This window comes from Massilia genomosp. 1 (assembly GCF_011682185.1).
Taxonomy (GTDB): domain Bacteria; phylum Pseudomonadota; class Gammaproteobacteria; order Burkholderiales; family Burkholderiaceae_D; genus Telluria_A; species Telluria_A rubra.
Map to the genome: position 1 here is coordinate 1 of NZ_WHJF01000116.1, position 20,030 is coordinate 20,030.

Annotated in this window: 24 protein-coding genes, 1 rRNA gene and 1 pseudogene; 12 read left to right on the forward strand and 14 right to left on the reverse strand. The window is 64.3% G+C overall.

Going from position 1 to position 20,030, the window contains the following annotated elements; genetic code table 11:
- Positions 1-215, forward strand: a pseudogene (locus F1735_RS28385) (zinc ribbon domain-containing protein); the annotation flags it as partial.
- On the opposite strand, the gene F1735_RS37560 reads toward F1735_RS28385, so the two are convergent.
- Positions 212-346: a hypothetical protein gene (locus F1735_RS37560; RefSeq protein WP_267876706.1), complete on the reverse strand. Its 135-nt coding sequence runs from the start codon at positions 344-346 to the stop codon at positions 212-214. The pseudogene F1735_RS28385 and the gene F1735_RS37560 sit on opposite strands and share 4 nt — an antisense overlap.
- Before the next feature lie 124 nt (positions 347-470).
- Between F1735_RS37560 and F1735_RS28390 the strand changes: the two genes are divergently transcribed.
- The 8 genes from F1735_RS28390 to F1735_RS28425 all read left to right on the forward strand — a co-directional run bounded on the left by F1735_RS28390 (position 471) and on the right by F1735_RS28425 (position 5,926).
- Positions 471-1,253: an EAL domain-containing protein gene (locus F1735_RS28390; RefSeq protein WP_167240051.1), complete on the forward strand. Its 783-nt coding sequence runs from the start codon at positions 471-473 to the stop codon at positions 1,251-1,253.
- Positions 1,254-1,353: 100 nt separating this feature from the next.
- Positions 1,354-1,620 (forward strand): hypothetical protein, encoded by a 267-nt coding sequence (locus F1735_RS28395; RefSeq protein WP_167240052.1) that lies wholly within the window; start codon positions 1,354-1,356, stop codon positions 1,618-1,620.
- A gap of 34 nt (positions 1,621-1,654) precedes the next feature.
- Positions 1,655-2,134: a VOC family protein gene (locus tag F1735_RS28400; RefSeq protein ID WP_167240053.1), complete on the forward strand. Its 480-nt coding sequence runs from the start codon at positions 1,655-1,657 to the stop codon at positions 2,132-2,134.
- 13 nt (positions 2,135-2,147) lie between these two features.
- Positions 2,148-2,561, forward strand: a complete 414-nt coding sequence (locus tag F1735_RS28405; protein WP_167240054.1) for a YciI family protein — start codon at positions 2,148-2,150, stop codon at positions 2,559-2,561.
- An 88-nt stretch (positions 2,562-2,649) separates the two neighbouring features.
- Positions 2,650-3,489 carry a YciI family protein gene (locus tag F1735_RS28410; protein ID WP_167240055.1) on the forward strand — a complete coding sequence of 280 codons (840 nt, stop codon included), beginning with the start codon at positions 2,650-2,652 and terminating at the stop codon, positions 3,487-3,489.
- Positions 3,490-3,492: 3 nt separating this feature from the next.
- Positions 3,493-4,779 (forward strand): RNA polymerase sigma factor, encoded by a 1,287-nt coding sequence (locus F1735_RS28415; protein WP_167240056.1) that lies wholly within the window; start codon positions 3,493-3,495, stop codon positions 4,777-4,779.
- Positions 4,780-4,883: 104 nt separating this feature from the next.
- Entirely contained in the window at positions 4,884-5,438 is a 555-nt protein-coding gene (locus F1735_RS28420; RefSeq protein ID WP_167240057.1) for a DUF1439 domain-containing protein, read from the forward strand.
- 281 nt (positions 5,439-5,719) lie between these two features.
- Positions 5,720-5,926: a hypothetical protein gene (locus tag F1735_RS28425; protein WP_187364384.1), complete on the forward strand. Its 207-nt coding sequence runs from the start codon at positions 5,720-5,722 to the stop codon at positions 5,924-5,926.
- A 1-nt stretch (position 5,927) separates the two neighbouring features.
- On the opposite strand, the gene F1735_RS28430 is transcribed toward F1735_RS28425, so the two are convergent.
- Positions 5,928-6,560, reverse strand: a complete 633-nt coding sequence (locus F1735_RS28430) for an Hpt domain-containing protein (RefSeq protein ID WP_167240058.1) — start codon at positions 6,558-6,560, stop codon at positions 5,928-5,930.
- Positions 6,561-6,633: 73 nt separating this feature from the next.
- Positions 6,634-7,584, reverse strand: a complete 951-nt coding sequence (locus F1735_RS28435) for a CAP domain-containing protein (RefSeq protein WP_167240059.1) — start codon at positions 7,582-7,584, stop codon at positions 6,634-6,636.
- 149 nt (positions 7,585-7,733) lie between these two features.
- On the opposite strand from F1735_RS28435, the gene pssA reads away from it, so the two are divergent.
- Positions 7,734-8,528 (forward strand): CDP-diacylglycerol--serine O-phosphatidyltransferase, encoded by a 795-nt coding sequence (pssA, locus tag F1735_RS28440; protein ID WP_229506012.1) that lies wholly within the window; start codon positions 7,734-7,736, stop codon positions 8,526-8,528.
- Here pssA and F1735_RS28445 read toward each other — a convergent pair.
- The 11 genes from F1735_RS28445 to F1735_RS28495 all read right to left on the reverse strand — a co-directional run bounded on the left by F1735_RS28445 (position 8,525) and on the right by F1735_RS28495 (position 18,653).
- Complete coding sequence (locus F1735_RS28445; RefSeq protein WP_167240061.1) at positions 8,525-8,824, reverse strand: metal-sensitive transcriptional regulator; 300 nt, start codon at positions 8,822-8,824, stop codon at positions 8,525-8,527. The genes pssA and F1735_RS28445 overlap by 4 nt on opposite strands.
- A 26-nt stretch (positions 8,825-8,850) precedes the next feature.
- Positions 8,851-9,777 (reverse strand): aldo/keto reductase, encoded by a 927-nt coding sequence (locus F1735_RS28450; RefSeq protein WP_167240062.1) that lies wholly within the window; start codon positions 9,775-9,777, stop codon positions 8,851-8,853.
- A 240-nt stretch (positions 9,778-10,017) separates the two neighbouring features.
- Complete coding sequence (locus tag F1735_RS28455; RefSeq protein WP_167240063.1) at positions 10,018-11,163, reverse strand: D-alanyl-D-alanine carboxypeptidase family protein; 1,146 nt, start codon at positions 11,161-11,163, stop codon at positions 10,018-10,020.
- Between the two features lie 53 nt (positions 11,164-11,216).
- Entirely contained in the window at positions 11,217-11,882 is a 666-nt protein-coding gene (locus F1735_RS28460) for an alpha/beta hydrolase (protein WP_373888594.1), read from the reverse strand.
- Between the two features lie 26 nt (positions 11,883-11,908).
- A complete protein-coding gene (locus tag F1735_RS28465; RefSeq protein WP_054265111.1) occupies positions 11,909-12,226 on the reverse strand; it encodes a (2Fe-2S) ferredoxin domain-containing protein in 318 nt (105 codons plus the stop codon).
- On the reverse strand, positions 12,223-13,428 hold the full coding sequence (locus tag F1735_RS28470; RefSeq protein WP_167240064.1) for a VanZ family protein: 1,206 nt from the start codon (positions 13,426-13,428) through the stop codon (positions 12,223-12,225). Before F1735_RS28470 ends, F1735_RS28465 begins: the two co-directional genes overlap by 4 nt.
- On the reverse strand, positions 13,425-14,072 hold the full coding sequence (locus F1735_RS28475; protein ID WP_373888595.1) for an ABC-type transport auxiliary lipoprotein family protein: 648 nt from the start codon (positions 14,070-14,072) through the stop codon (positions 13,425-13,427). Before F1735_RS28475 ends, F1735_RS28470 begins: the two co-directional genes overlap by 4 nt.
- 8 nt (positions 14,073-14,080) lie before the next feature.
- Positions 14,081-15,040, reverse strand: coding sequence for an MlaD family protein (locus F1735_RS28480; RefSeq protein ID WP_167240066.1), 960 nt, complete (start codon positions 15,038-15,040; stop codon positions 14,081-14,083).
- 3 nt (positions 15,041-15,043) lie between these two features.
- The gene (locus F1735_RS28485; protein WP_229506014.1) at positions 15,044-15,859 is read right to left on the reverse strand and encodes an ABC transporter ATP-binding protein; all 816 of its coding nucleotides are present in this window, start codon (positions 15,857-15,859) and stop codon (positions 15,044-15,046) included.
- A 41-nt stretch (positions 15,860-15,900) separates the two neighbouring features.
- The gene (locus F1735_RS28490) at positions 15,901-17,034 is read right to left on the reverse strand and encodes an MlaE family ABC transporter permease (protein ID WP_187364383.1); all 1,134 of its coding nucleotides are present in this window, start codon (positions 17,032-17,034) and stop codon (positions 15,901-15,903) included.
- Between the two features lie 131 nt (positions 17,035-17,165).
- The gene (locus F1735_RS28495) at positions 17,166-18,653 is read right to left on the reverse strand and encodes a B12-binding domain-containing radical SAM protein (protein ID WP_167240072.1); all 1,488 of its coding nucleotides are present in this window, start codon (positions 18,651-18,653) and stop codon (positions 17,166-17,168) included.
- Positions 18,654-18,908: 255 nt separating this feature from the next.
- On the opposite strand from F1735_RS28495, the gene F1735_RS28500 reads away from it, so the two are divergent.
- Complete coding sequence (locus tag F1735_RS28500) at positions 18,909-19,559, forward strand: DUF4124 domain-containing protein (protein WP_167240068.1); 651 nt, start codon at positions 18,909-18,911, stop codon at positions 19,557-19,559.
- Between the two features lie 406 nt (positions 19,560-19,965).
- Positions 19,966-20,030 (forward strand): 16S ribosomal RNA (locus tag F1735_RS28505); the annotation flags it as partial.

The following is a 20,030-nucleotide window of genomic DNA, read 5'->3' on the forward strand; positions in this document are numbered from 1 at the left end:
CAAAAGACAATCGGCAGACTCAGGCGTCGTTTCTGTGCGTCGATTGTGGCTACGAAAATCACGCCGATGTGGTCGGCGCGATGAATGTTTTAGCGCGAGGACATCGCGTCTTAGCCTGTGGAGAGTCAGCGCAGTCAGGCCGCTCGATGAAGCAGGAACCCACCGAAGCGACCCGTAGATCATCACGCGGCGCCGTAGGAATCCCCTTCCTTTAGGGAGGGGCGGATGTCAAAAACTGATCGCTGGCACGCTTGTAGCTGGCGAGGTCATGGGGCGCCGCCGGTGCGATGCCTGCTGCAAACAATAGAATGCCAATCAGCGCCTGGAACAGGCCGTTCTTGCTCATGAAGATATACTCCAAAAATGTGGCCGTGCGGAAACGTATTTTAACCTGTGCGAAGCGGGCCACCCGTGCCGCTGTTCATTTGCTATAGTGATTCATTCGCCGCATTTTCAGAACTGGCCGCCCGATGATCCCCATTTGCCCCGCCGACGATGCCCACATCAAGCCGGTTCCGGCCTGCGTCCAATGCCGGAACAACGACGAACTCGGTTTCGATTTTGAATACGCCTACCAGCCGATCGTGAATGTGTACGAGCGCGCCATTTACGCGCACGAGGCGCTGGTGCGCGGGCCGAATGGCGAATCGGCGTATTCGGTGCTGTCCAAGGTAAACGACAGTAACCGCTACATGTTCGACCAGGCTTGCCGCGTGCGCGCCATTCGCGGCGCGGCCGAATTGGGCATTACCGAACTGCTGTCGATTAACTTCCTGCCGAATGCCGTGTACCGGCCCGAAGCCTGCATCCGCAGCACGTTCAATGCCGCGCGCGAATATGGCTTTCCGATCGAGCGGATTATCTTCGAGGTGACCGAAAGCGAACAGGTGATGGACCGGCCGCACCTGGTCAATATTTTCGAAGAGTACCGCCGCTTCGGTTTCCGCACCGCCATCGACGACTTCGGCGCCGGTTACGCCGGTTTGAACTTGCTGTCCGAATTCCAGCCCGATATCATCAAGATCGACATGCAACTGGTGCGCGATATCGACACAAGCCCGGCCAAGCAAGCCATCGTGGCCGGCATCGTGGGCATCTGCGCCAGCCTGAAGATCGCGGTACTGGCCGAAGGTATCGAAACCCCGGCCGAGCGCGACTTTTTGCGCGCTGCCGGCGTTGACCTGATGCAGGGCTACCTGTTCTGCAAGCCCGCTTTCCGCGCGATCGGCGTGATCGATCCGGCGTCCTGGTAACAAGCCGCTAAATCAGCTAAAAAAACCATCCACAAGCTGTCGATTTCACGGCGGCTGCAACGTCGTCGTAGTAGCAACCCACTCGTCAAGGAGAAACGCTATGCTCGACACGCCGTTCATCACCCGCACCGACCCGGTGCGGGCGGCCGTCATTCGCTTCGACATTCCACGCGCCGAGATCGTCCACGTCATGGGTCCCGGCATGGCCGACGTGCTGGCCACCGTCGCCGCCCAGGGTATCGGCCCCGCCGGACGCGTCTACGCGCACCACTTTCGCATGCAGCCCGAGCGCTTCGACGTCGAGATCGGCGTGCCGGTCTCGGCCCCGATCCCGCCACCTGGCGCACGGAACTTAACCAAGCTTTGACTGACTAATCTTTTAACGTACAGGAGACATCACCATGAGCACACCCGCTGTCGAACGGATTCCCTCGGACATGCACGCCGTCACCCCCCATCTCGTCTGCGCCGACGCCGTGTCCGCCATCGATTTTTACGTCAAGGCCTTCGGCGCCACCGATTGCGGCAAGATGCTGGCACCCAACGGCAAGCTGATCCACGGCATGATCCGCATCGGCGACTCCGCCATCATGCTGGGCGAAGAAACCCCGGAATGGGGCGCCCTCGGCCCGCTCACCCTCAAGGGCTCGCCGGTCACCCTGCACCTGTACGTGCAGGATGCCGATGCCGCCTTCCAGCGCGCCGTCGACGCCGGCGCCACCGCCGTCATGCCGCCGGCCGACATGTTCTGGGGCGACCGCTACGGCATGGTCAAGGACCCGTACGGCCACAGCTGGTCGATCGCCCACCATGTGCGCGACATGAGCATGGAAGAAATGCAGGCGGGCGCGGCCAAGAGCTGCGGCAACCCCGGCGCCTGAGAGGAGGCCCGCCATGCGATTCATGATCATCGTCAAGGCCAGTCCCGAGTCCGAAGCCGGGAAGATGCCCAGCGAACAGTTGTTGACCGAAATGGGCAAATTCAACGACGAGCTGGTCAAGGCCGGCGTGATGCTCGCCGGCGAAGGCCTGCATCCGAGTTCGCGCGGCGCGCGCGTCCATTTCTCCGGCAAGCAGCGCACCGTGGTGGACGGTCCCTTTGCCGGCACCAGGGAGCTCATTGCCGGCTTCTGGCTGATTCAGGTAAAGTCGAAGGAAGAAGCGATCGAGTGGGTCAAGCGATGTCCGAATCCGATGGAAAGCGATTCCGAGATCGAGATCCGGCAAGTGTTTGAAGCCGATGATTTCGGCGCCGAATTCACGCCGGCGTTGCGCGAGCAAGAAGCACGTTTGCGCGCGCAGATGTAAATCCACGCCGTTCCCGTCCGGCCAGCCCGGTGCGGGAACGGCGTTGCAGGCGCCCTGGCGGCGCGCTGCGCCCAACCTGGAGAACACCATGCGTTTCATGCTCTTGCGGCGATCCGACCCGGCTCACGAAGCCGGCCAGCCCTGGTCCGCCGGCGAGCGCGCGGCCCTCGCCGCCTACACCGGCCAGATGGCCGAGGCCGGCATCCTGCGCGACTGCCAACATTTCCTGCCCAGCGCCGGCGGCGTGCGCCTGGCCATTGCCGACGGACGCGCCACCCAGGCCGCCGGCCCGTTTCCCGACTCACAAGAACTGATCGCCGGCTTCGCCGTCATCGATGTCGCATCCAGGGACGAGGCACTGGCGTGGGCGGCGCGCTGGCCGGCGGGCGCCGCCGGCGCCGCCGAGGTCGAGGTGCGCCTGAGTGGCTGTCCCGGTGGTTGCGCCAATGTCCACGCCGACAGCGAGCCCGATGTGCCGGGCCACGCTGTGCCGGGCCAGCGCTTCGCGATCCTGCTACGCTCAAGCAAGGAGCTGGAAAACGAAACACCGGTCGCCCGCGCCCGGCTCGACGCGCTGGACCAGCACAACGCGGCCGAAGCGCGCGCCGGCGTGCTGCTCGGGGCGGACGGACTGCGCTCGAGCGCTTTCGGGGCGCGGGTCAGGCTGGCCTCCGGCAAGCTCACGGTGGTGGACGGCCCCTTCACCGAAATCAAGGAAATGATCGCCGGCTACTGGTTGATCCGCGCGCCCACGCTGCAAGACGCCATCGCCTGGGCCACGCGCAATCCGTATCCGGTCGGCCCGCCGGTCGAGGTGGAAATCCGCCAGCTGGCCGAGATCGGCGCCGCCGACGCCGTCACGCCTGCCGGGCAGCGCCTGTCCGCCCACCAGAGCGACGCCGGGGTGGGCGCGCCGCCGCCGCGCTAGGCGATGCCGGCCAAGGAAACGCCCGAGGCAGAGCCAAGGCAGGCGGCCGCGCGCGTCATCGAAGGCGTCTGGCGCATCGAGTCGGCGCGCATCATCGGCGCGCTGGCGCGCATGCTGCGCAATGTCGGCCTGGCCGAGGAACTGGCGCACGATGCCCTGGTCAGCGCGCTCGAACGCTGGCCCGAGGCCGGCATTCCCGACAATCCCGCCGCCTGGCTGATGACGGTCGCCAAAAACCGCGCACTCGACCATGTGCGCCACGCCACCTTGCAGCGCAACAAGCAATCCGAGCTGACCTACGCGATCGAAACCCTGCTGCAAGATGCCGCGCCCGACCTCGACGCCGCCCTGGAAGACGACATCGGCGACGACCTGCTGCGGCTGATGTTCATTTCCTGCCATCCGGTGCTCTCGACCGAGGCGCGCGTGGCGCTCACCTTGCGCTTGCTGGGCGGGCTCACCACCGAGGAAATCGCCCATGCGTTCCTGGTGTCCGAAGCGACGGTGGCGCAGCGCATCGTGCGCGCCAAGCGCACGCTGGCCGAAGCGAAGGTCCCGTTCGCCGTGCCGCGCGCCGACCAGCTGGTGGCGCGCCTGGCCTCGGTGCTGCAAGTGATCTACCTGATCTACAACGAGGGCTATTCGGCCAGCGCCGGCGGCGACTGGATGCGGCCCACGCTGTGCGACGAGGCCTTGCGGCTGGGGCGCATCCTGGCCGGCCTGTTGCCCGATGAAGCGGAGGTGCATGGCCTGGTGGCGCTGATGGAAATCCAGTCCTCGCGCGCGCGCGCCCGGCTCGGGGCGCAGGGCGAGCCGGTCCTGCTGCTCGAGCAGGACCGCGGCCGCTGGGACCAGTTGCTGATCCGGCGCGGGCTGGCCGCGTTGGCGCGGGCCGGGCAGTTGGGCGAGTACGGCCCGTACGCGCTGCAGGCGGCAATTGCCGCTTGCCACGCGCGCGCCTTGACGCCCGAGCAGACCGACTGGCAGCGCATCGCCGCGCTCTACGATGCGCTGGCACAACTGATGCCATCGCCGGTGGTCGAACTCAACCGCGCGGTGGTGATCGGGATGGCGTATGGGCCGGCGCTGGGGCTGGAGCTGGTCGATGCGCTGATCGCCGCCGACGCGCTGCGCAACTATCACTTGCTGCCCAGCGTGCGCGGCGATTTGCTGTCGCGTTTGGGGCGGATGGACGAGGCGCGCGCCGAGTTCGAGCAGGCTGCGGCGCTGACCAACAACCTGCGTGAGCGGGCCTTGCTGCTGGCCAGGGCGCAAGGGTGCGGCTGCTAGGCGGGGCGGGGGAGGCGGCGCTGGTGGCGCCGGCGCCGGGACGGCCCGTCTCCCAAGCCTCCATCCCGGCGGCCGCCGCGCCCGAATTATGCTAGCCTTCCCCCATGAAAAACCTCCTCCGCACCTGCGCGCCGCTGGCGCTGGCCGGCGTTTTGCTGGCCTCCTGCGCCAGCGTGATCGGCCCGCGCCAGATCGAATTGCCGCTGACTAAACTGCAAGCCGGCATGGACCGGCGCTTCCCGATCAGCAACCGGGCGCTCGAAGTCATCGACATCGAGCTCAAGCGCCCCCAGCTGTCGCTGGCAGCCGGCAACGGCCGCGTCGGCGTCACCCTCGACGCGGCGCTGTCGTCCCCGTTCACACGCCAGTCCTGGCGCGGCAGCCTGGCCCTGTCCGGCCGCCCGTACATCGATGCGGCGCGCAACGCCGTGCTGATGGCCGAGCCGCGCGTGGACCGCTTCGCCATCGACGGCATCGACGACGCGCGCCAGCGCCAACTCGCCGCCGCCGCCAATGTGCTGATGAACAAGGTCGTCGCCGACGTGGCCGTCTACAACTTCCGCCCCGAGGATTTGCGCTATGCCGGCGTGCAATTCGTGCCGACGCGCATACACACCACGCCATCTTCCCTGATTGTCACGGTCGAACCGGTCAAGTAAGTCCGGTCCCGCCGTGCGTCTGCCCTCCCGCAGCGCCGGCGCGGGCGCTGTGTACTTTGCTGCCTCGTTTTTACGCACTGTCGGGTATCTCCGTGGTTGTTGCGTCGCAACGAAAGCGTGTTTTCCCTTGATTGCGGCAGCCGCATATTGCGTGCAAACTTGGGATTAATCGTGACCATGTCACTGAATGCCCCAGGACTTGCGAATTCTCATGTCCAAAGTATTCCGCTAAAGTAATCTTGCCTTGAGAATTCGCTGTACTGCCATTTTGGGGGTGACTTGTGGGAACGATAGAGGATGATTTTCCGGAAAAGGACGCGGGGGGCGAGCGCCAGTCCGAGGCGCAGTCGGCCCCGGTGCGAGCGCGCCAGGCCTTGCCGCCGAAGGGCTCGTGCTGGTATTGCGAAAAGCCGCTCGACAGCGTCAAGCGCTTCTGCGGCAAGACCTGCGCCGACGCCTTCGACGAGGAAGCCGAATACACGCGCTGACTTACGTCGCCGTTTGCCTTAGCGCACGCAAGGCGCCGTCGAAATCGAAGTCGTTCACCGCCTTTGTGAGCTGCGCCAGCCTGGCCTCGCCCAGGATCACGCGCAGGCTCGCCCCCGACTCTTCCAGCAGGTCGACCGCCGCGCCGTCGGCGTCGATCAGCAATTGCACCAGCCGCGCCAGCAGGGCCGGGTCCTGCATCAGGGTGCGCTGCGGCACCTCCGTCGCCACACCGTCCGGCGCCCCGCCCGCCAGTACCTGGTCGAGCAGGTGCAAGACCTGGTAGAAGGGATCGACCAGCGCCGCCAGCGCGGCCTGCTGCGCCGGTGGATTGGTGCGGATCGCCAGTTCCAGCGTGCTGGCCTGCTGGTGCAGGCGGCGCGCGCCGATCAGGCCGGCGGCGCCTTTGAGGGTATGCGCCAGGCGGTGCGCCAGGATGGTATCGCCATCGGCCAGCGCGGCCCCGATCGGCACCGCACCGAGCGCGTAATCGCTGCGAAAGCGCTTGAGCATGCGCGCATACAGGGCGCGGTTGCCCATGATGCGGTCGATGCCGTCGGCCATGTCGATGACCTCGCGCGCGGCGCTATCGGCACGCAATGCGACGGGGACGGGCGGCTTCTCTCTTGGTGGCATGGACGGGCTTGCGTTCATTAACGTGAAACCAAACGATAGCAGACTTGGGCCGGCAAACTGCGGCGATCGCGCCCTATTTGCTGGTAAAAGACCAGGTTTTCGTGATGGGCACGTCGTCGATGGCGCCCGAAAAACTCACCTCGTACACGGTGCGCGCGGCCAGCACGGTCAGCGGAATGATCGCCGCCGCCGACTTGGGCGTGTGGCTGTCCACCCCGAGCTTGAGCAACTTGACGTTGAGCAGCGCCCCGCCGCGCGGGCGCACGGTAAAACTTTGCACCGTCAGGGTGGCGTCGAGGTCGGCATGCACGCTGATCGGGTAGCCCACTTCGTTCAGGTTCTCGACCGGGTCCGGTTCTTCATAGTTGCTGAAAAAATTCGGCGTGATGCCGGTCTGGCCATCGCTGGGCCAGGTGGCGATATTGCCGCGTCCCATGCCCGGGCCGAAGCCATTATTGGCGGTAAAGTTGCTTGTAAAGTAGATATAGCCGCTCGCGTTGGCCGCCGCGCCGGTGCCGATTTCCTTGAACTTGGGCTCGAACATCACGAAACGGTGATAGATGGCCGTAATCAATTCTTCCGCCATGTAAAAGCCGGACGCGTTCGAGGTCGCCGAGATGACCTCGCCATAGGCCCGTTCGGCCGGCGCGAACAGATAGCCGGCGCCGCTCAGGCGGTCGCTCAGTTGCGCGCCGGTGAAACCGGGGGCGCCGCTGGCCTGGTCGTGGGTGACCTTGTTATTGATCTTTTGATAGTCGGAATGGCCCTGGGCGGCGCGGTCGATACTCGCGTTGTGCGCCAGCGCCGGCATGCCGATCTGGGTGCGGCGAAAATTGATCCAGTTCAGGCCGTCGATGGCGGTGTTGTTGGTCGCCGGCGGCGCGCCCGGCAACTGGGCCAGCGCGGTCGAGGCGCTGCTCTGGGTCGGCGTGCCCTTGTTGCTCTCGCCATCGCCGCCGCAGGCGGACAGCAACAGCGCGCATGACAGCGCCGCAGCCATGTGTGAGCGTTGAAATCCGTTCATCCCGAGTTCTCCGTGCAGAAAAAACCGCTAAAAATTGATTCTAGGGGAATTTGAAAATCGGTGAGGTTTGTTTGCCCGGGATTGATCTGGCGCAGACAGGATGACGCTGTAAAATACCAACACTATTCCTGATGCGATTGCGAAACCACTTGAAACCCACCCGCCAGCAGCGCCTCGCGCGCGCCAAGTTTGCCCTGCCGAGCTTTGTCACGCTGCTATCGATCGCGTGCGGCTTCGGCAGCATCGTCATGTCGGTTGACAACGCCCACGTCGGCCTGGCCGCCGATTACCGCATGTCGGCCATTTTGCTGGTGCTGGCCGGCGTGTTCGACGCGCTCGACGGTTTTGTGGCGCGCGCCACCAATACCTCGTCCGAATTCGGCATGCAGCTCGACTCGATCGCCGACGTCATGAACTTCGGCTGCGCCCCGGCCATGCTGCTGTACTGCTACGGCTTCGTGCAACTGGGCGTGGACCATCCGACCCTGCTGCGCGCCGGCGGCCTGGCCTGCTTCGTGTTCGTCGCCTGCGGCGCGCTGCGCCTGGCCCGTTTCAACGTGAATGTGGGGCGCACCGACCCGCGCTACTTCGTCGGCATGCCGATCACCGCCGGCGCCGCCTGCGTGGCCGCCGTCGTGGTGGCCTGGCCGGCGCCGCTGACCACTGTCGTGCAGGGCTATCTGGTGATGGCCCTGATGGTGGGGGTGGGCACGCTGATGGTCTCGACGGTGCGTTTCCCCAGTTCCAAGCAGCCGAAAAGCATGGGGCTGTGGGTCGTCATCGGGGTCGGCCTGGCCCTGCTGGCCTGGCTGCAAACGCGCTTCTTCGTGCTGTTTTTCGTGCTGTACATCAGCTTTACCCTGCTGCTCAATATCGCATGGCAACTGGGCTGGCGCGGCGTGCCGGCGCCGGCCGTGTACGAGGATGACGCCAGCGATACCTAAGCAAACTTGTCGAGCATGGCGGCCAGCTTGCTGGCGCTCGCTTGCGCGTCGGCCAGGCTGGTCGCGTTGGCGCTCTGGGTCTGCATGGTATTGGTGAGCAACTGGACGAACGAGCGGTCGAGCGCCTTGCGCGCCGCCGCCATTTGCTGGGCCACGGCGTCGCAATCGGCCGCCGTGGCCGCCTGCGCGATCAACTTCTGCACCCCGCGCAACTGGCCCTCGATGCGCGCCAGGCGGTGCAGCAACTCCTTCTTTTGCAAGGCGCTCAGGGCGCTGCTCTCGACGATCTCCGGCATGCGCTGCTCCCTGTTGCGTGCGGTGGCTACGCCACGTCGTGGCCGCGCGCGGCGCGCAGGATGGTGAACCAGTCGTTGCGGCCGAGCGTGAAGCGGGTGCCGGCCACGGCCACCGCGATCGCTTCGATGCGGCCGCTGCCGGTCAGCGGCACGGGGCGGCATGGCAACTGCATGATCCATGCGAACACCACGCTGGCGAACGGTTGATTGAGTTCATCGGCGATCCCCTTGATCACCAGGCGCAGGCGGTCGGCATGGTCGTCGCTGCTGGCGAACAGGCGCCCGCCCGCCAGCGGCGACCAGATCATCGGCACCACGCCTACGTCTTGCAGGCCGTCGAAGGTCTCGTCGAACATCGGCGTGGTGTGCAGGGGCGAGAACTCGACCTGGTTGGTGGCCAGTTCGATGCGGCGGTTGAGCGACTCGAACTGGTGACGCGAAAAATTCGACACGCCGAAGTGCAAGACCTTGCCGGCCTGGCGCAGGCTGTTAAAGGCGGCGGCGATCTCGTCGAACTCCATCAAGGGATCGGGACGGTGGATCAGCAGCAGGTCGAGGCGGTCGGTGTGCAACTGGCGCAGCGATTGCTCGACCGAGGCCACGATATGGGCGGCGCTGGTGTCGTAATGCCCGATTGAATGTTGAGGGCGTTGCGGGGAAAGCAGCTTGATCCCGCACTTGCTGATCAGTTCGATGCGGTCGCGCAGCGACGGTTGCAGGCGCAGCGCGTCGCCGAACAAGCCTTCGACGCCGTAGTTGCCGTAGATATCGGCATGGTCGAAGCTGGTGACGCCGAGCGCGACGCACTGCTCGATGAAGGCCACGCGCTGCTCGGCCGACATGCCCCATTCGCCCATGCGCCACATCCCGGCCACGATGCGCGAGAGCGCGGGGCCATGGAGACGGGTGCTCACGCGCGGGCAAAACAGGTCGGCGGGCAGGGCTGCGGTCATCGGTTTCTTTCTTAAAAGACATTCCCTCAACCGGGGTCAGAGCATTAACTAGCAACAAAAATATTGCTCACAGCGATTTTGTCTGCTTATCACGACGTTTTAGGTGACCCGACGCACTGAGTGCTGCTACTGACGTAGCATTTCTCTGTTTACATCGGACCTTCTGTCGGTTCCGCAATTAATTGCTAGTTAAAGCTCTGACCCCGGTTTCAGGCAAGCAGATTTTGCAACTATTGCGGCTTATTTGAGCCAGAGGCGCATCGAGTCCCAGGCGCGGCCGAAGATCGACGCTTGCGGCACTTCTTCCAGCGCCACCACCGGCAGTTCCAGCACCGGCTTGCCATCGACCATCATCTTCAGGGTGCCGACTTTGCTGTTGAGCGGCAGCGGGGCCACCAGCGGGTCGTTGCGCTCGAGGACAGGCTTCATCTTGCCCGCCACACCTTTCGGCACCGTCACCAGCACGTCGCTGTTAAAACCGATCTTGACCGAATTGGCCGAGCCCTTCCACACTTCCGGCGTCTGGATCGCCTGGCCCTTGGCGTACAGCTTGACCGTCTCGAAGTTCTGGAAGCCCCAGTTGAGCAACTTCTGGCTTTCCTGGGTACGGGCCTGGTCCGAATTGGTGCCGAGCACGACCGAAATCAGGCGGCGCTGGCCGCTGCCGTTGGGACGGCGCGCCGAGGCGATCATGCAAAAGCCGGCCGCTTCGGTGTGGCCGGTCTTCATGCCGTCGACCGTCGGGTCGAGCCACAACAGGCGGTTGCGGTTCGGCTGGGTGATCTTGTTGTAGGTGAAGCTTTTGACCGAGTCGATCTTGTAGTACTCGGGGTAGTCGGCGATCACGCGCGCGGCCAGCACCGACAGGTCGTGCGCGGTCGAGAAATTGTCGGGGTGCGGCAAGCCGTGCGGGTTGGCGAAGCGCGTGTCTTTCAGGCCCATGCGCTGGGCTTCACGGTTCATCAGGAATACAAACGCGCTTTCGTCGCCAGCCACCGCTTCGGCCAGGGCCACGGCGGCGTCGTTACCGGACTGCACCATCAAGCCGTGCAGCAGGTCGTCGACCGAGACCGGCACCGCCGGGTCGATGAACATCTTGGAACTGCTCGAATCGACCTTCCAGGCCTTGACCGAGACATTGATCATCTGGTTCAGGGTCAGCTTCTTTTCCTTGAGCGCGGCAAAGGTCAGGTAGGCCGTCATGATCTTGGTCAGCGAGGCCGGTTCGATGCGGGCGTTAGGGTCTTGCGAGGCGATGACTTGCCCGCTGGTGGCGTCGAGCAGCAGCCAGGAGCGCGCTGCCACGGTCGGCGGCGGCATGGTTTGCGCAACGGCGGTCGATAGCGCCAGGACACTGGCAGCCAGTGCGGCAATAAGTTTTCTCATGGGAATCAGTACTCAAAAAAGGTGGTGCAAAAAAAGGCGCCCAATTATAGTGGCTATAGCGGGGTTTCACCCTCACGCCGCCACAGTTGGACCACCAGTGTCTTGATGTGGGCCAGCTTGCGGTGGAAGAAATGGTCGGCGCCGGGAATGACGATGACCGGAATGTCTTGCGGTCGCGCCCAGTCCAGCACCTGCGTTAATGTAATGGTGTCGTCGACTTCGCCGTGGATCAGGATGGTGTCGGCCGGCACGTCGGGCATCGGCCATTTGCCGGCGGCGCTGCCGACCAGCACCAGGCGCTCGGCCGGGCGGCCTTCGGCAAGCAAACGCTGCTGCAACTGGGCCTGGACAAAGGTGCCGAACGAAAAACCCGACAGCGCCACCGGCAAGCCCGGATACTGCGCTTGCATGTGCGCCAGCATCAGGGCCATGTCGTCGGTTTCGCCGACGCCGTCATCATGCACGCCGCCCGAGGCGCCGACGCCGCGGAAGTTGAAACGCGCCACCGCGTAGCCGAGCGCGACAAACGTGCGCGCCAGGGTCTGGGCCACCTTGTTGTCCATGGTGCCGCCGTACAGCGGGTGCGGATGGGCCACCAGGGCGATGCCGCGCGGCGCGCCCGGGGGCAGGTCGAGCAGGCATTCCATCGGCCCGGCGCCGCCGGCCAGGGTAAATTTTTCGGCGTTCTTGTTCAGCAAATTATGCGTGGCAGTGTTCATGTAGCGAGGTAGTCGAAAGGAAGGCGTCAGATTTTGAGGCGGTCGACGACTTTGCCGCCAACCAGGTGGGAGTCGATGATCTCATCGATGTCGCTGGTGTCGACGTAGGTGTACCAGGTGCCTTGCGGATAGACCACCAGCACCGGGCCTTCGTCGCAACGGTCGAGGCAGCCGGCCTGGTTGATGCGCACTTTGCCGTGCCCGTTCAGGCCCAGCTCCTTCATGCGGCGCTTGGCGTGCTTTTGCGCAATTTCGGCGCCAAGCTTGCCGCAGCACTGGCGTCCATCCTCGCGCACGTTCATGCAGATAAAGACGTGCTGCTCGAAGTAGGGGGTATCGCTCATGGTGGTTCCCGATTCTGTGTTGGCTGGCGCAATGATACGCGTTCTTCGCGCCGATTGAGTTTATGCGAGGGCAGCAGCAGGAACCAGATTGCAAAAAACGGCCATAGCAAGGACAGGAATTGCGCTGCGCCATTGAAGTTCAGAAACTTACCCTGGACCCAGCCTTGCAGGGTGGCACTAAAGTAGGGGTTGACCGGGATCGTGTTCACCACCAGCAGGCTGAGCACGAGGGTCACCACCGCCAGCCGGCGCTGCGCTTTTGCGGGGGCGAACGCCAGGCCCGCCAGCATGATCAGGCCGATCAAAAAGCCGCCCTGGGCGCCGGGCGTGATCCAGGCCAGCGCATTGTCGGGCTTGAACAGCAGGGAACTGGCCAGGGTCTTGGTCAGCAGGGCCGCGCCGAGCATGGCGCCGATCAGGAACAGGCGCGGGGCGCCGCGCCGCAGCAGGCACAGCATGGTCAGGACGGCGCCGGTCATGCCGCAGGCGGTGATGATGGTTTCCGACAGCCAGTATTGTTCCACGCTCATGGCGGCGCCGGGACGCAGCATCGTCACCAGGTCGATGTCGGTATCGAGCCAGGCCGACAGCCATTCCGAAAAAATCGGCAGCAGCTGGCCGTGCCCGAACATATAGCCGAGCGGGTAGACCTGCGCCAGCGGCCACAGGGCCAGCAGCACCAGGCCCTGGCTGGCGTGCGCGGCGAACCAGCGCTGGCGCAGCTTGTACAGGCGGCTCTGGTCCAGGAAAGAGCGCGCGCCCAGCGCGCCGATGATGGCGCCCATCAGTGCGCCGGCCGCATTGGTGATGAAGTCCAGGCTCGATGGCACGCGGCTGGGCAGGTAGGTTTGCACCGCTTCCATCGCGCCCGACACCAGCACCCCCAGCACGGCGGCCAGTAGCACCGCCCAGACGCCGCGCACGCGCGGGTACATGGCCAGCACCAGCAGGGTGCCGAGCGGGATGTAGCCGATGATGTTGACCATCACGTCGAAGCCGGTCCAGTACTGCGGCATCGACAGGGTCAGGAAAATGAAGGGCGACAGGCCGCTGCCGCGCCAGCCCGAAAACGGAAACCAGCTGGCGTACACGATCAGCAGCATGTAGGCCAGCAGCGCGGCGCGCGAGACGGGCGAGCCGCGCGCGGCGGCCGTGGGCGGCGCTGTTGCGGGAGCTGGCCCTGGCGCGTCCGGCGCGGTCATTCTTTTTTGAGCGGCAGCGTGGCGAGCCACGCGATGACGTCGGAGGCGACCGTGTCGGTGGCGCCGGCCAGCGCGCGCGCGCCACCGCCGGCATCGGCGCTGGTGGCGGGCGTCTTGCGCTCGAAGGTTTTCTGGTCGATCAGTTTATGCCCCTGGAACAGCGAGGCGCGCAGCACCAGTTGTCCGTGGCTGCTGGCCTGGCTGTCGAAGTGGTGGCTGAAGTCGTCGATTTCCAGGCGCAGGATCGGCACGCCGTCGGAAGCGTCGCTCACGCTCAATACCTTGACGCCCGACTGCGCGATGCGCGATTTCAGGCGCTGCGTGACCATCTGCAGCGGCGTGGCGGACCAGCGGCTGTTGGCGTAGGCGCGTGCCTGCAGCGGGTCGCTGTAGTTCAGGCGGTAGACCATGCGTTCGCTGTCGAGGGCGGCCGAGCCGGTGACGTCGCCCACCACCACGGCGGCCATCGGCGCGCGCGCGGGCGCGGCGACGCTGGCGGCAGGTCCGAAATCGAAGGTAGTGTTCTGGGCCGGCTTTTCGCTGGCGCAGCCGGCCAGCAGCAGGGCGCCGCCGGCGCCTGCGGCCAGCAGCAGGCGGCGCAGGGTGGTACGCGGGGTCGGGGTGTGGGTCGGGATAGGATGCACGGTGGTCCTCATTTGGTCGGTGCGGTAAAACCCGGTTCGCCTGGGCCCGGGGTCGGCGGCGCGGCGCCGAACAGCAAGCTTTGCGGACGGTCGTTGAGCGAATTCATGGTGCGCCGCACGGCGCGCAGCGAAGTGCGCGCTTCGTCGGTCATGAGCACGAAGTGCGGCAGGGTTTGCATGTCGAGATCGGTGGTGACCGCTTCGAGCGAGCCGCCGACCCGGTCCACGGTGCTGTTCAGGCGCGCAATGGCGCCATTCGGCGCTTGCAGGTCGTCGGCCAGCTTGGTGTAGCTGCGCGTCATGGTGCTGGCGTTATTGCTGAAGGTGTCGAACGCGGCGAAGCTCTGCTCGGCCCTGGCGGTCAGTTGCGGCAGGCGCGCCAGGGTCGGTTCCAGCTTGGCCGGGATGGCGGCGTAGGCATTGGCCGCCTTGCTCACATCGGCAAAGGCGTCCAGGATGACCTTCTGGTTCTCGGGCGAGGCCATGGCGTCGAGGCGGGAGGTCAGTTCCTCGGCTTTGTCGAGGATCACCAGGCCGCGTTTTTCGAGCTGGTCGAGCAGGCCCGGACGCAGCGGAATGCGCGCCAGGGCCTTGTCATTGCTGGCCATCAGGGGCGAACCGGTTTTTTCGTCATCGAGCTGGATGAAGGCGATCCCGGTCACGCCCTGGTAGCCCAGGGTGGCGAACGTGGTGCGGGTGATCGGCGCTTCCGGGTCGATCGACAGGCGGATCAGGATCTGGCCGGCGGTTTTGGTGTCGAAGCTGATGTCGTCGACCTTGCCCACTTCCAGGCCGCGGTAGCGCACCGCCGCCTGCGGGTTCAGGCCCGGGATCGACTGGGTGGTGGCGATCTGGTAGGGCACGCGTTCGACCCGGTCGCGGTTGAACCAGATGCCCGCCAGGACCGTGGCCACCAGCAGCGCAATCGTGAACATACCTGTCATCAGGGCGTGTGATCTGTTTTCCATATACTAGTGCTCCGGTGCGTGCTCGGCGTCGTAGTCGTCGAGCACTTCGAGGGCGCGCTGGCCGCGCGCACCCAGGAAGAATTGTTTGATGAAGGGATGCTCCACTTTCAGCACGTCGCGCGTCGGTCCGATCGCGATCACGTGTTTTTCGGCCAGCACCGCGATCCGGGTCGACAGCGCGAACAAGGTGTCCAGGTCGTGCGTGACCATGACCACGGTCAGGCCCAGTTCGCGGTGCAGCGATTGAATCAGGGCGACAAAGGCGTCCGACAGGTCGGGGTCGAGCCCCGCGGTGGGTTCGTCGAGGAACAGCAGTTGCGGTTCGAGCGCCAGCGCGCGCGCCAGCGAGGCGCGCTTGATCATGCCGCCCGACAGGTCCGACGGCATTTTCTTGGCGTGCTCGATGCCCAGGCCCACCATGTTCATTTTGAGGAGCACGGCGTCGTAAATCACGTCTTCGGGCAGGGCGCGCAGCTCGCGCAGCGGTTGGGCGATGTTGTCGAACACGGTCAGCGCCGAGTACAGCGCGCCCTGCTGGAACAGCATGCCCCAGTGGTTGCGCATGCGCTGCAACTGGTCGGCGTCGGCCTCGCTGATGTCTTCGCCGAACACGCGCACGCAGCCTTTCGTGGGCCTTTCAAGGCCCAGCATCTGGCGCAGCAGGACCGTCTTGCCGGTGCCCGAGCCGCCCACGATCGACAAGATCTCGCCCTGGTAAATATCGAGATTGAGGTCCTGATGCACCACGGTGCGTCCGAACTTGGTCCACAGCTTGGTGATCTGGACCACCGGCGGGCCGACTTCCTCGTCGGGGCGCATGTTCAGGTGCTGGCGTTTGAGCGGCGCTGTTTGTTCGTCCATCAGAAACCGACTCCGCTGAAAATTATGGCAAACACCGCATCGGCCAGGATCACCACCGTGATCGCGGTCACGACCGAGGTGGTGGTGCCGCGCCCGAGGCTTTCGGTATTCGGCTTGATGCGCAGGCCGAAGTGGCACGATACCAGCGCGATCAGCATGCCGAACGTGGTCCCTTTGAGCAGGCCGATGATGTAGTTCGACAGCGGCACCGCGTCCGGCAGCTTTTGCAGGAAGTAGCGCGCCGACAGGTTCAGTTCGACCTTGGCCGAGGCCATGCCGCCGATCAGGGACATGGCGTCGGTCCACACCACCAGCAGAGGCATCGAGATCGCCAGCGCGACCACCTTCGGCATGATCAGGCGGTAGCCGTGCGAGATGCCCATGACCAGCATGGCGTCGAGTTCCTCGGTCACCCGCATCACCCCGAGCTGCGCGGTGATCGAGGAGCCGGAGCGGCCCGCCACCAGGATGGCGGCCAGCAGCGGCCCCAGTTCGCGGATCACGCTCATGCCGAGGATGTTGACCAGGTACATATCGCCGCCGAACATGCGCAGCTGCTGGGCCGACAGGTAGGACAGCACCACGCCGATCAAGAAGCCGACCAGCGCGGTGATGCCGAGCGCCTGGAAACCCGAGTGGAAAATATTGGCCGATACTTCGCGCCACGGGCCGGTCATCGGATGGCGGATGAAGCGGCCGATATCCTGCACCACCTGGCCGATCAGGCGGATGAAGCCTTGCGTATGCTCGAAGAAGTTGAGCATGCCGGCGCCCAGGGTCATCACCCAGTTGAAGCGGCTCTCGCGGGTGCGCGGCAGTTGCAGCTTGCCCGCTTCTTCGATGCGCTTGAACAGTTCTTCCTGTTTTTCGGCCAGTTGCAGCTGGTCGGGGCGTTTCTTGCCCCAGGCGTTCCAGAACATCTGGGCGCCGATATGGTCGAGGCGGACGATCTGGCTCAGGTCCCATACCAGCGCCGGCTTGTCCTTGAGCGAGACCAGGGTGGCGTTGATGGTCTTGATCGCGCCGCACTGGGCCAGCGCGTGGACCTGCCAGGTCCCGTTGGCGACGACCGATTGGGGCGAGCCTGCATCAGGCGGTTTTAGGGTTAAAGTTGGCGCATTTTCAATCTGCATTGCGCCAGTGTAAAAGAGAATCGCCGCGACCGCTATAAGAGTTCGTGCGCGGGCCGGCGCGGCGCGTGTAATCGTTTGTTTACATCGCCGCTGTATGCACGCCGCGCCGCCTGGACGCTCAGGCGGCCCGCTTATGCCGCCAGGTGGCGTGCCTGGCGTTGCGGCACGCTCGCCACCGGCCTGGCTTTCTCGGCCGGCGCATCGACGCGGCCGGCGTAATCGCTGCCGACCAGCGCTTCGGCGTCGGCACGGGGCATGCCGCGCGTCTCGAGCCATTCGGTGACCAGTTTGGCCAGGCGTTCGAGCGCGATGCGGTGGGTGGCGTCGGTTTTGGCGTAGATCCAGTCCGAGAAGGCCATGAAATTGGCGAACGGGGACCTGCCCAGCACATGGACCAGGGTGTGCGCGAAGCGTCCCGAGTTGGCCACCAGGTCCCAGTAGCGCGCAAAGCGCACCAGGCGCTGCATGGTCTGGAAGTCGATCAGTCTGGTGGCCAGGATGGTGTACGGCGGGTAGGGATCGAACACCAGGCCGTGTTCTTCGGTATGGCGGATGATCGGCGTGCCGCGCAGGCGCTTGAGGATGCCGAACTGGATCTCGTGCGGTTTGAGCGCGACCAGTTGGTCGAAGCCGCGCGCGAAGCTGTCCATGTCTTCGCCCGGCAGGCCGGCGATCAGGTCGACGTGCAGGTGGGCGTGCGATTGCTCGCACAGCCAGCGGATATTCTCGGCGGCCTTGGCGTTGTCCTGGCGCCGGCTTACCAGCGCCTGCACCGCCGGATTGAAGCTCTGGATGCCGATCTCGAACTGCAGCGCGCCGGGCGGGAACTTGCGGATGCCTTCTTTCAGGGCGTCCGGCAGGTGGTCGGGCACCAGCTCGAAGTGGGCGTAGACCGGGTCGTCCGGGTTCGCTTCGAGTTTGTCGAGGAAGAACTGCATGATCTTCAGGCTGGTCTTGATATTGAGGTTGAAGGTGCGGTCGACAAACTTGAACAGGCGCGCGCCGCGCGCATGCAGCGTTTCGAGCTCGCCCAAAAAGGTATCCAGGCCGAAGGGCCAGGCGGTCTTGTCCAGCGCCGACAGGCAGAACTCGCACTTGAAGGGGCAGCCGCGCGAGGCTTCCACATACAGCGTGCGGTTGGCGATGTCGTTATCTGTATATAAGGAGTAGGGCATGGCGATGTCGGCCATCGGCGGCTGCACGCCGGCGTGGATCTTCATCAGCGGCTTGGGGCCGTGCAGGATCTCGCCGCACAGCTTGGGGAAGGTGACGTCGCCCCAGCCGGTCACCAGGTAGTCCGCCATGCGCACGATGTCCTGCTCGCCCGGTTCGTGCGACACTTCCGGTCCGCCCAGCACAATGGTGACCTGGGGCGCAACGCGCTTGAGCATGGCGACGACCCTGGTGCTTTCCTCGACATTCCATATATAGATGCCGAAACCGATGATGCGCGGCGACTGCGCCAGCAAGCGCTCGACGATTTCGGTGGTCTTGGCCCCGATCACGAATTCGAGCAGGCTGGTTTGCTCCTGCAGCGGCCCCATGTTTGCCAGCAGATAGCGCAGCCCCAGCGATGCGTGGGCGTAGCGGGCGTTCAGGGTAGAGAGCAGGATGGTCATGGCGGGCGCGGGTTCGGCAAAAGCTGACATTCTACCTGCGCGCGGGACTGGCATCGGCGCGCTCCAGCTTGACGTTGCTACTCCGTAACATTAACAGGCATAAATCTTGCATCTGTCTGGAGTTGAAGTGCCAAGCTGTTGTGTTCTCGTCCAGAATCGTGCGTACAAGAAATATGTTTACGCATTTCGCCCCAATGCTACGTTAGTATATGAATCGATCTCCATCGCGTGGAGTGTTGCGCCATTTTTTGTCACATGAATAGATTACAGCCCATTTTTGTCATCGCCGCCGCCCTGCTCTGCTGCGCCGCATCCGCGCAGCAGCTGTACAAGACCGTCGGTCCGGATGGGAAAGTCACGTTTTCCGACCGCCCGCAAAATGGCGAGAAGCTCAAGGTCAGCGTGATGAAGGGCTCCGTGCTGCGTCCGGTGGAAGGTCCGCCGCCGCCCCTGCCCAAGATAGGGCCGGCGCCGAAAGGTGTGGGCGCCGAGGGGGCGGGCAATGGCATCTCGGCCGCCGGGGTCCCTTCGCCCGAACTCCAGCATGCGGTCCTGGTGGTGTCGCTCATGTCGGAAGTGGCCGCCAAGTTCGAGCCCGTGTGCTCGAAGGCGACAGCGCAGAGCAAGAAGTTCGTCACCGCAGCCAATGGCTGGACGCAACGCAACAGCAGCTTTATTGAGAAGCAGCGGCGTGCGATGGCCGACATGGCCCCCGCCAGGCGCACCGCATTGCAAAATGAGGTAGCGGCCAAGATTCACGAAGCCATGACCGAGGTCCTGGCCCAAGGGCCTGCCGGACAGGTGCGCTGGTGCGACAAGGCAACTATCGATCTGTCCGGTGGCGGCAACGACGTCGTCAATAACGCGGACGTGGCCATGCCGCTGATCACCTACAAACCCAAGTAATGTGGAGGCGGTGGCTTGTGCAAACGCCGCCGCTTTGCTATAGTTCGCCTCCCCGCTGAAGCGCTAGCGAAATCAAGTAGTTGGCAGACAGTCCTGGGGCGTTTCGAAAGAAACGAAGTAACAAAAAGAGGTTGACGGGAAACGCGAAACGCTGCATAATCTCACCTCTCTGCTGCAACGAACACAACGCTTCGTACCATGCGGCAAGATGAAAATACCGAATACGTTCTTTAACAATTAACAGTCGATAAGTGTGGGCGTTTGATGAAGGTGCCAACGAAGCGCAGGCGACGTTGAATACTTAAATTATCAAATGTTCACAAAAAAGAAATTAGGCGCTTCGAAAGAAGTGGCCTGTCAGTATTTTGAGTGAGCGATCTGTCCGCAAGGACATTAAACAGAGATTGAACTGAAGAGTTTGATCCTGGCTCAGATTGAACGCTGGCGGCATGCCTTACACATGCAAGTCGA

Coding starts and splice junctions, on each gene's coding strand:
- F1735_RS37560 (WP_267876706.1), bottom strand. CDS start 346: ATGAGCAAGAACGGCCTGTTCCAGGCGCTGATTGGCATTCTATTGTTT.
- F1735_RS28390 (WP_167240051.1), top strand. CDS start 471: ATGATCCCCATTTGCCCCGCCGACGATGCCCACATCAAGCCGGTTCCG.
- F1735_RS28395 (WP_167240052.1), top strand. CDS start 1,354: ATGCTCGACACGCCGTTCATCACCCGCACCGACCCGGTGCGGGCGGCC.
- F1735_RS28400 (WP_167240053.1), top strand. CDS start 1,655: ATGAGCACACCCGCTGTCGAACGGATTCCCTCGGACATGCACGCCGTC.
- F1735_RS28405 (WP_167240054.1), top strand. CDS start 2,148: ATGCGATTCATGATCATCGTCAAGGCCAGTCCCGAGTCCGAAGCCGGG.
- F1735_RS28410 (WP_167240055.1), top strand. CDS start 2,650: ATGCGTTTCATGCTCTTGCGGCGATCCGACCCGGCTCACGAAGCCGGC.
- F1735_RS28415 (WP_167240056.1), top strand. CDS start 3,493: ATGCCGGCCAAGGAAACGCCCGAGGCAGAGCCAAGGCAGGCGGCCGCG.
- F1735_RS28420 (WP_167240057.1), top strand. CDS start 4,884: ATGAAAAACCTCCTCCGCACCTGCGCGCCGCTGGCGCTGGCCGGCGTT.
- F1735_RS28430 (WP_167240058.1), bottom strand. CDS start 6,560: ATGCCACCAAGAGAGAAGCCGCCCGTCCCCGTCGCATTGCGTGCCGAT.
- F1735_RS28435 (WP_167240059.1), bottom strand. CDS start 7,584: ATGAACGGATTTCAACGCTCACACATGGCTGCGGCGCTGTCATGCGCG.
- F1735_RS28445 (WP_167240061.1), bottom strand. CDS start 8,824: ATGCCGGAGATCGTCGAGAGCAGCGCCCTGAGCGCCTTGCAAAAGAAG.
- F1735_RS28450 (WP_167240062.1), bottom strand. CDS start 9,777: ATGACCGCAGCCCTGCCCGCCGACCTGTTTTGCCCGCGCGTGAGCACC.
- F1735_RS28455 (WP_167240063.1), bottom strand. CDS start 11,163: ATGAGAAAACTTATTGCCGCACTGGCTGCCAGTGTCCTGGCGCTATCG.
- F1735_RS28460 (WP_373888594.1), bottom strand. CDS start 11,882: ATGAACACTGCCACGCATAATTTGCTGAACAAGAACGCCGAAAAATTT.
- F1735_RS28465 (WP_054265111.1), bottom strand. CDS start 12,226: ATGAGCGATACCCCCTACTTCGAGCAGCACGTCTTTATCTGCATGAAC.
- F1735_RS28470 (WP_167240064.1), bottom strand. CDS start 13,428: ATGACCGCGCCGGACGCGCCAGGGCCAGCTCCCGCAACAGCGCCGCCC.
- F1735_RS28480 (WP_167240066.1), bottom strand. CDS start 15,040: ATGGAAAACAGATCACACGCCCTGATGACAGGTATGTTCACGATTGCG.
- F1735_RS28485 (WP_229506014.1), bottom strand. CDS start 15,859: ATGCGCCCCGACGAGGAAGTCGGCCCGCCGGTGGTCCAGATCACCAAG.
- F1735_RS28490 (WP_187364383.1), bottom strand. CDS start 17,034: ATGCAGATTGAAAATGCGCCAACTTTAACCCTAAAACCGCCTGATGCA.
- F1735_RS28495 (WP_167240072.1), bottom strand. CDS start 18,653: ATGACCATCCTGCTCTCTACCCTGAACGCCCGCTACGCCCACGCATCG.
- F1735_RS28500 (WP_167240068.1), top strand. CDS start 18,909: ATGAATAGATTACAGCCCATTTTTGTCATCGCCGCCGCCCTGCTCTGC.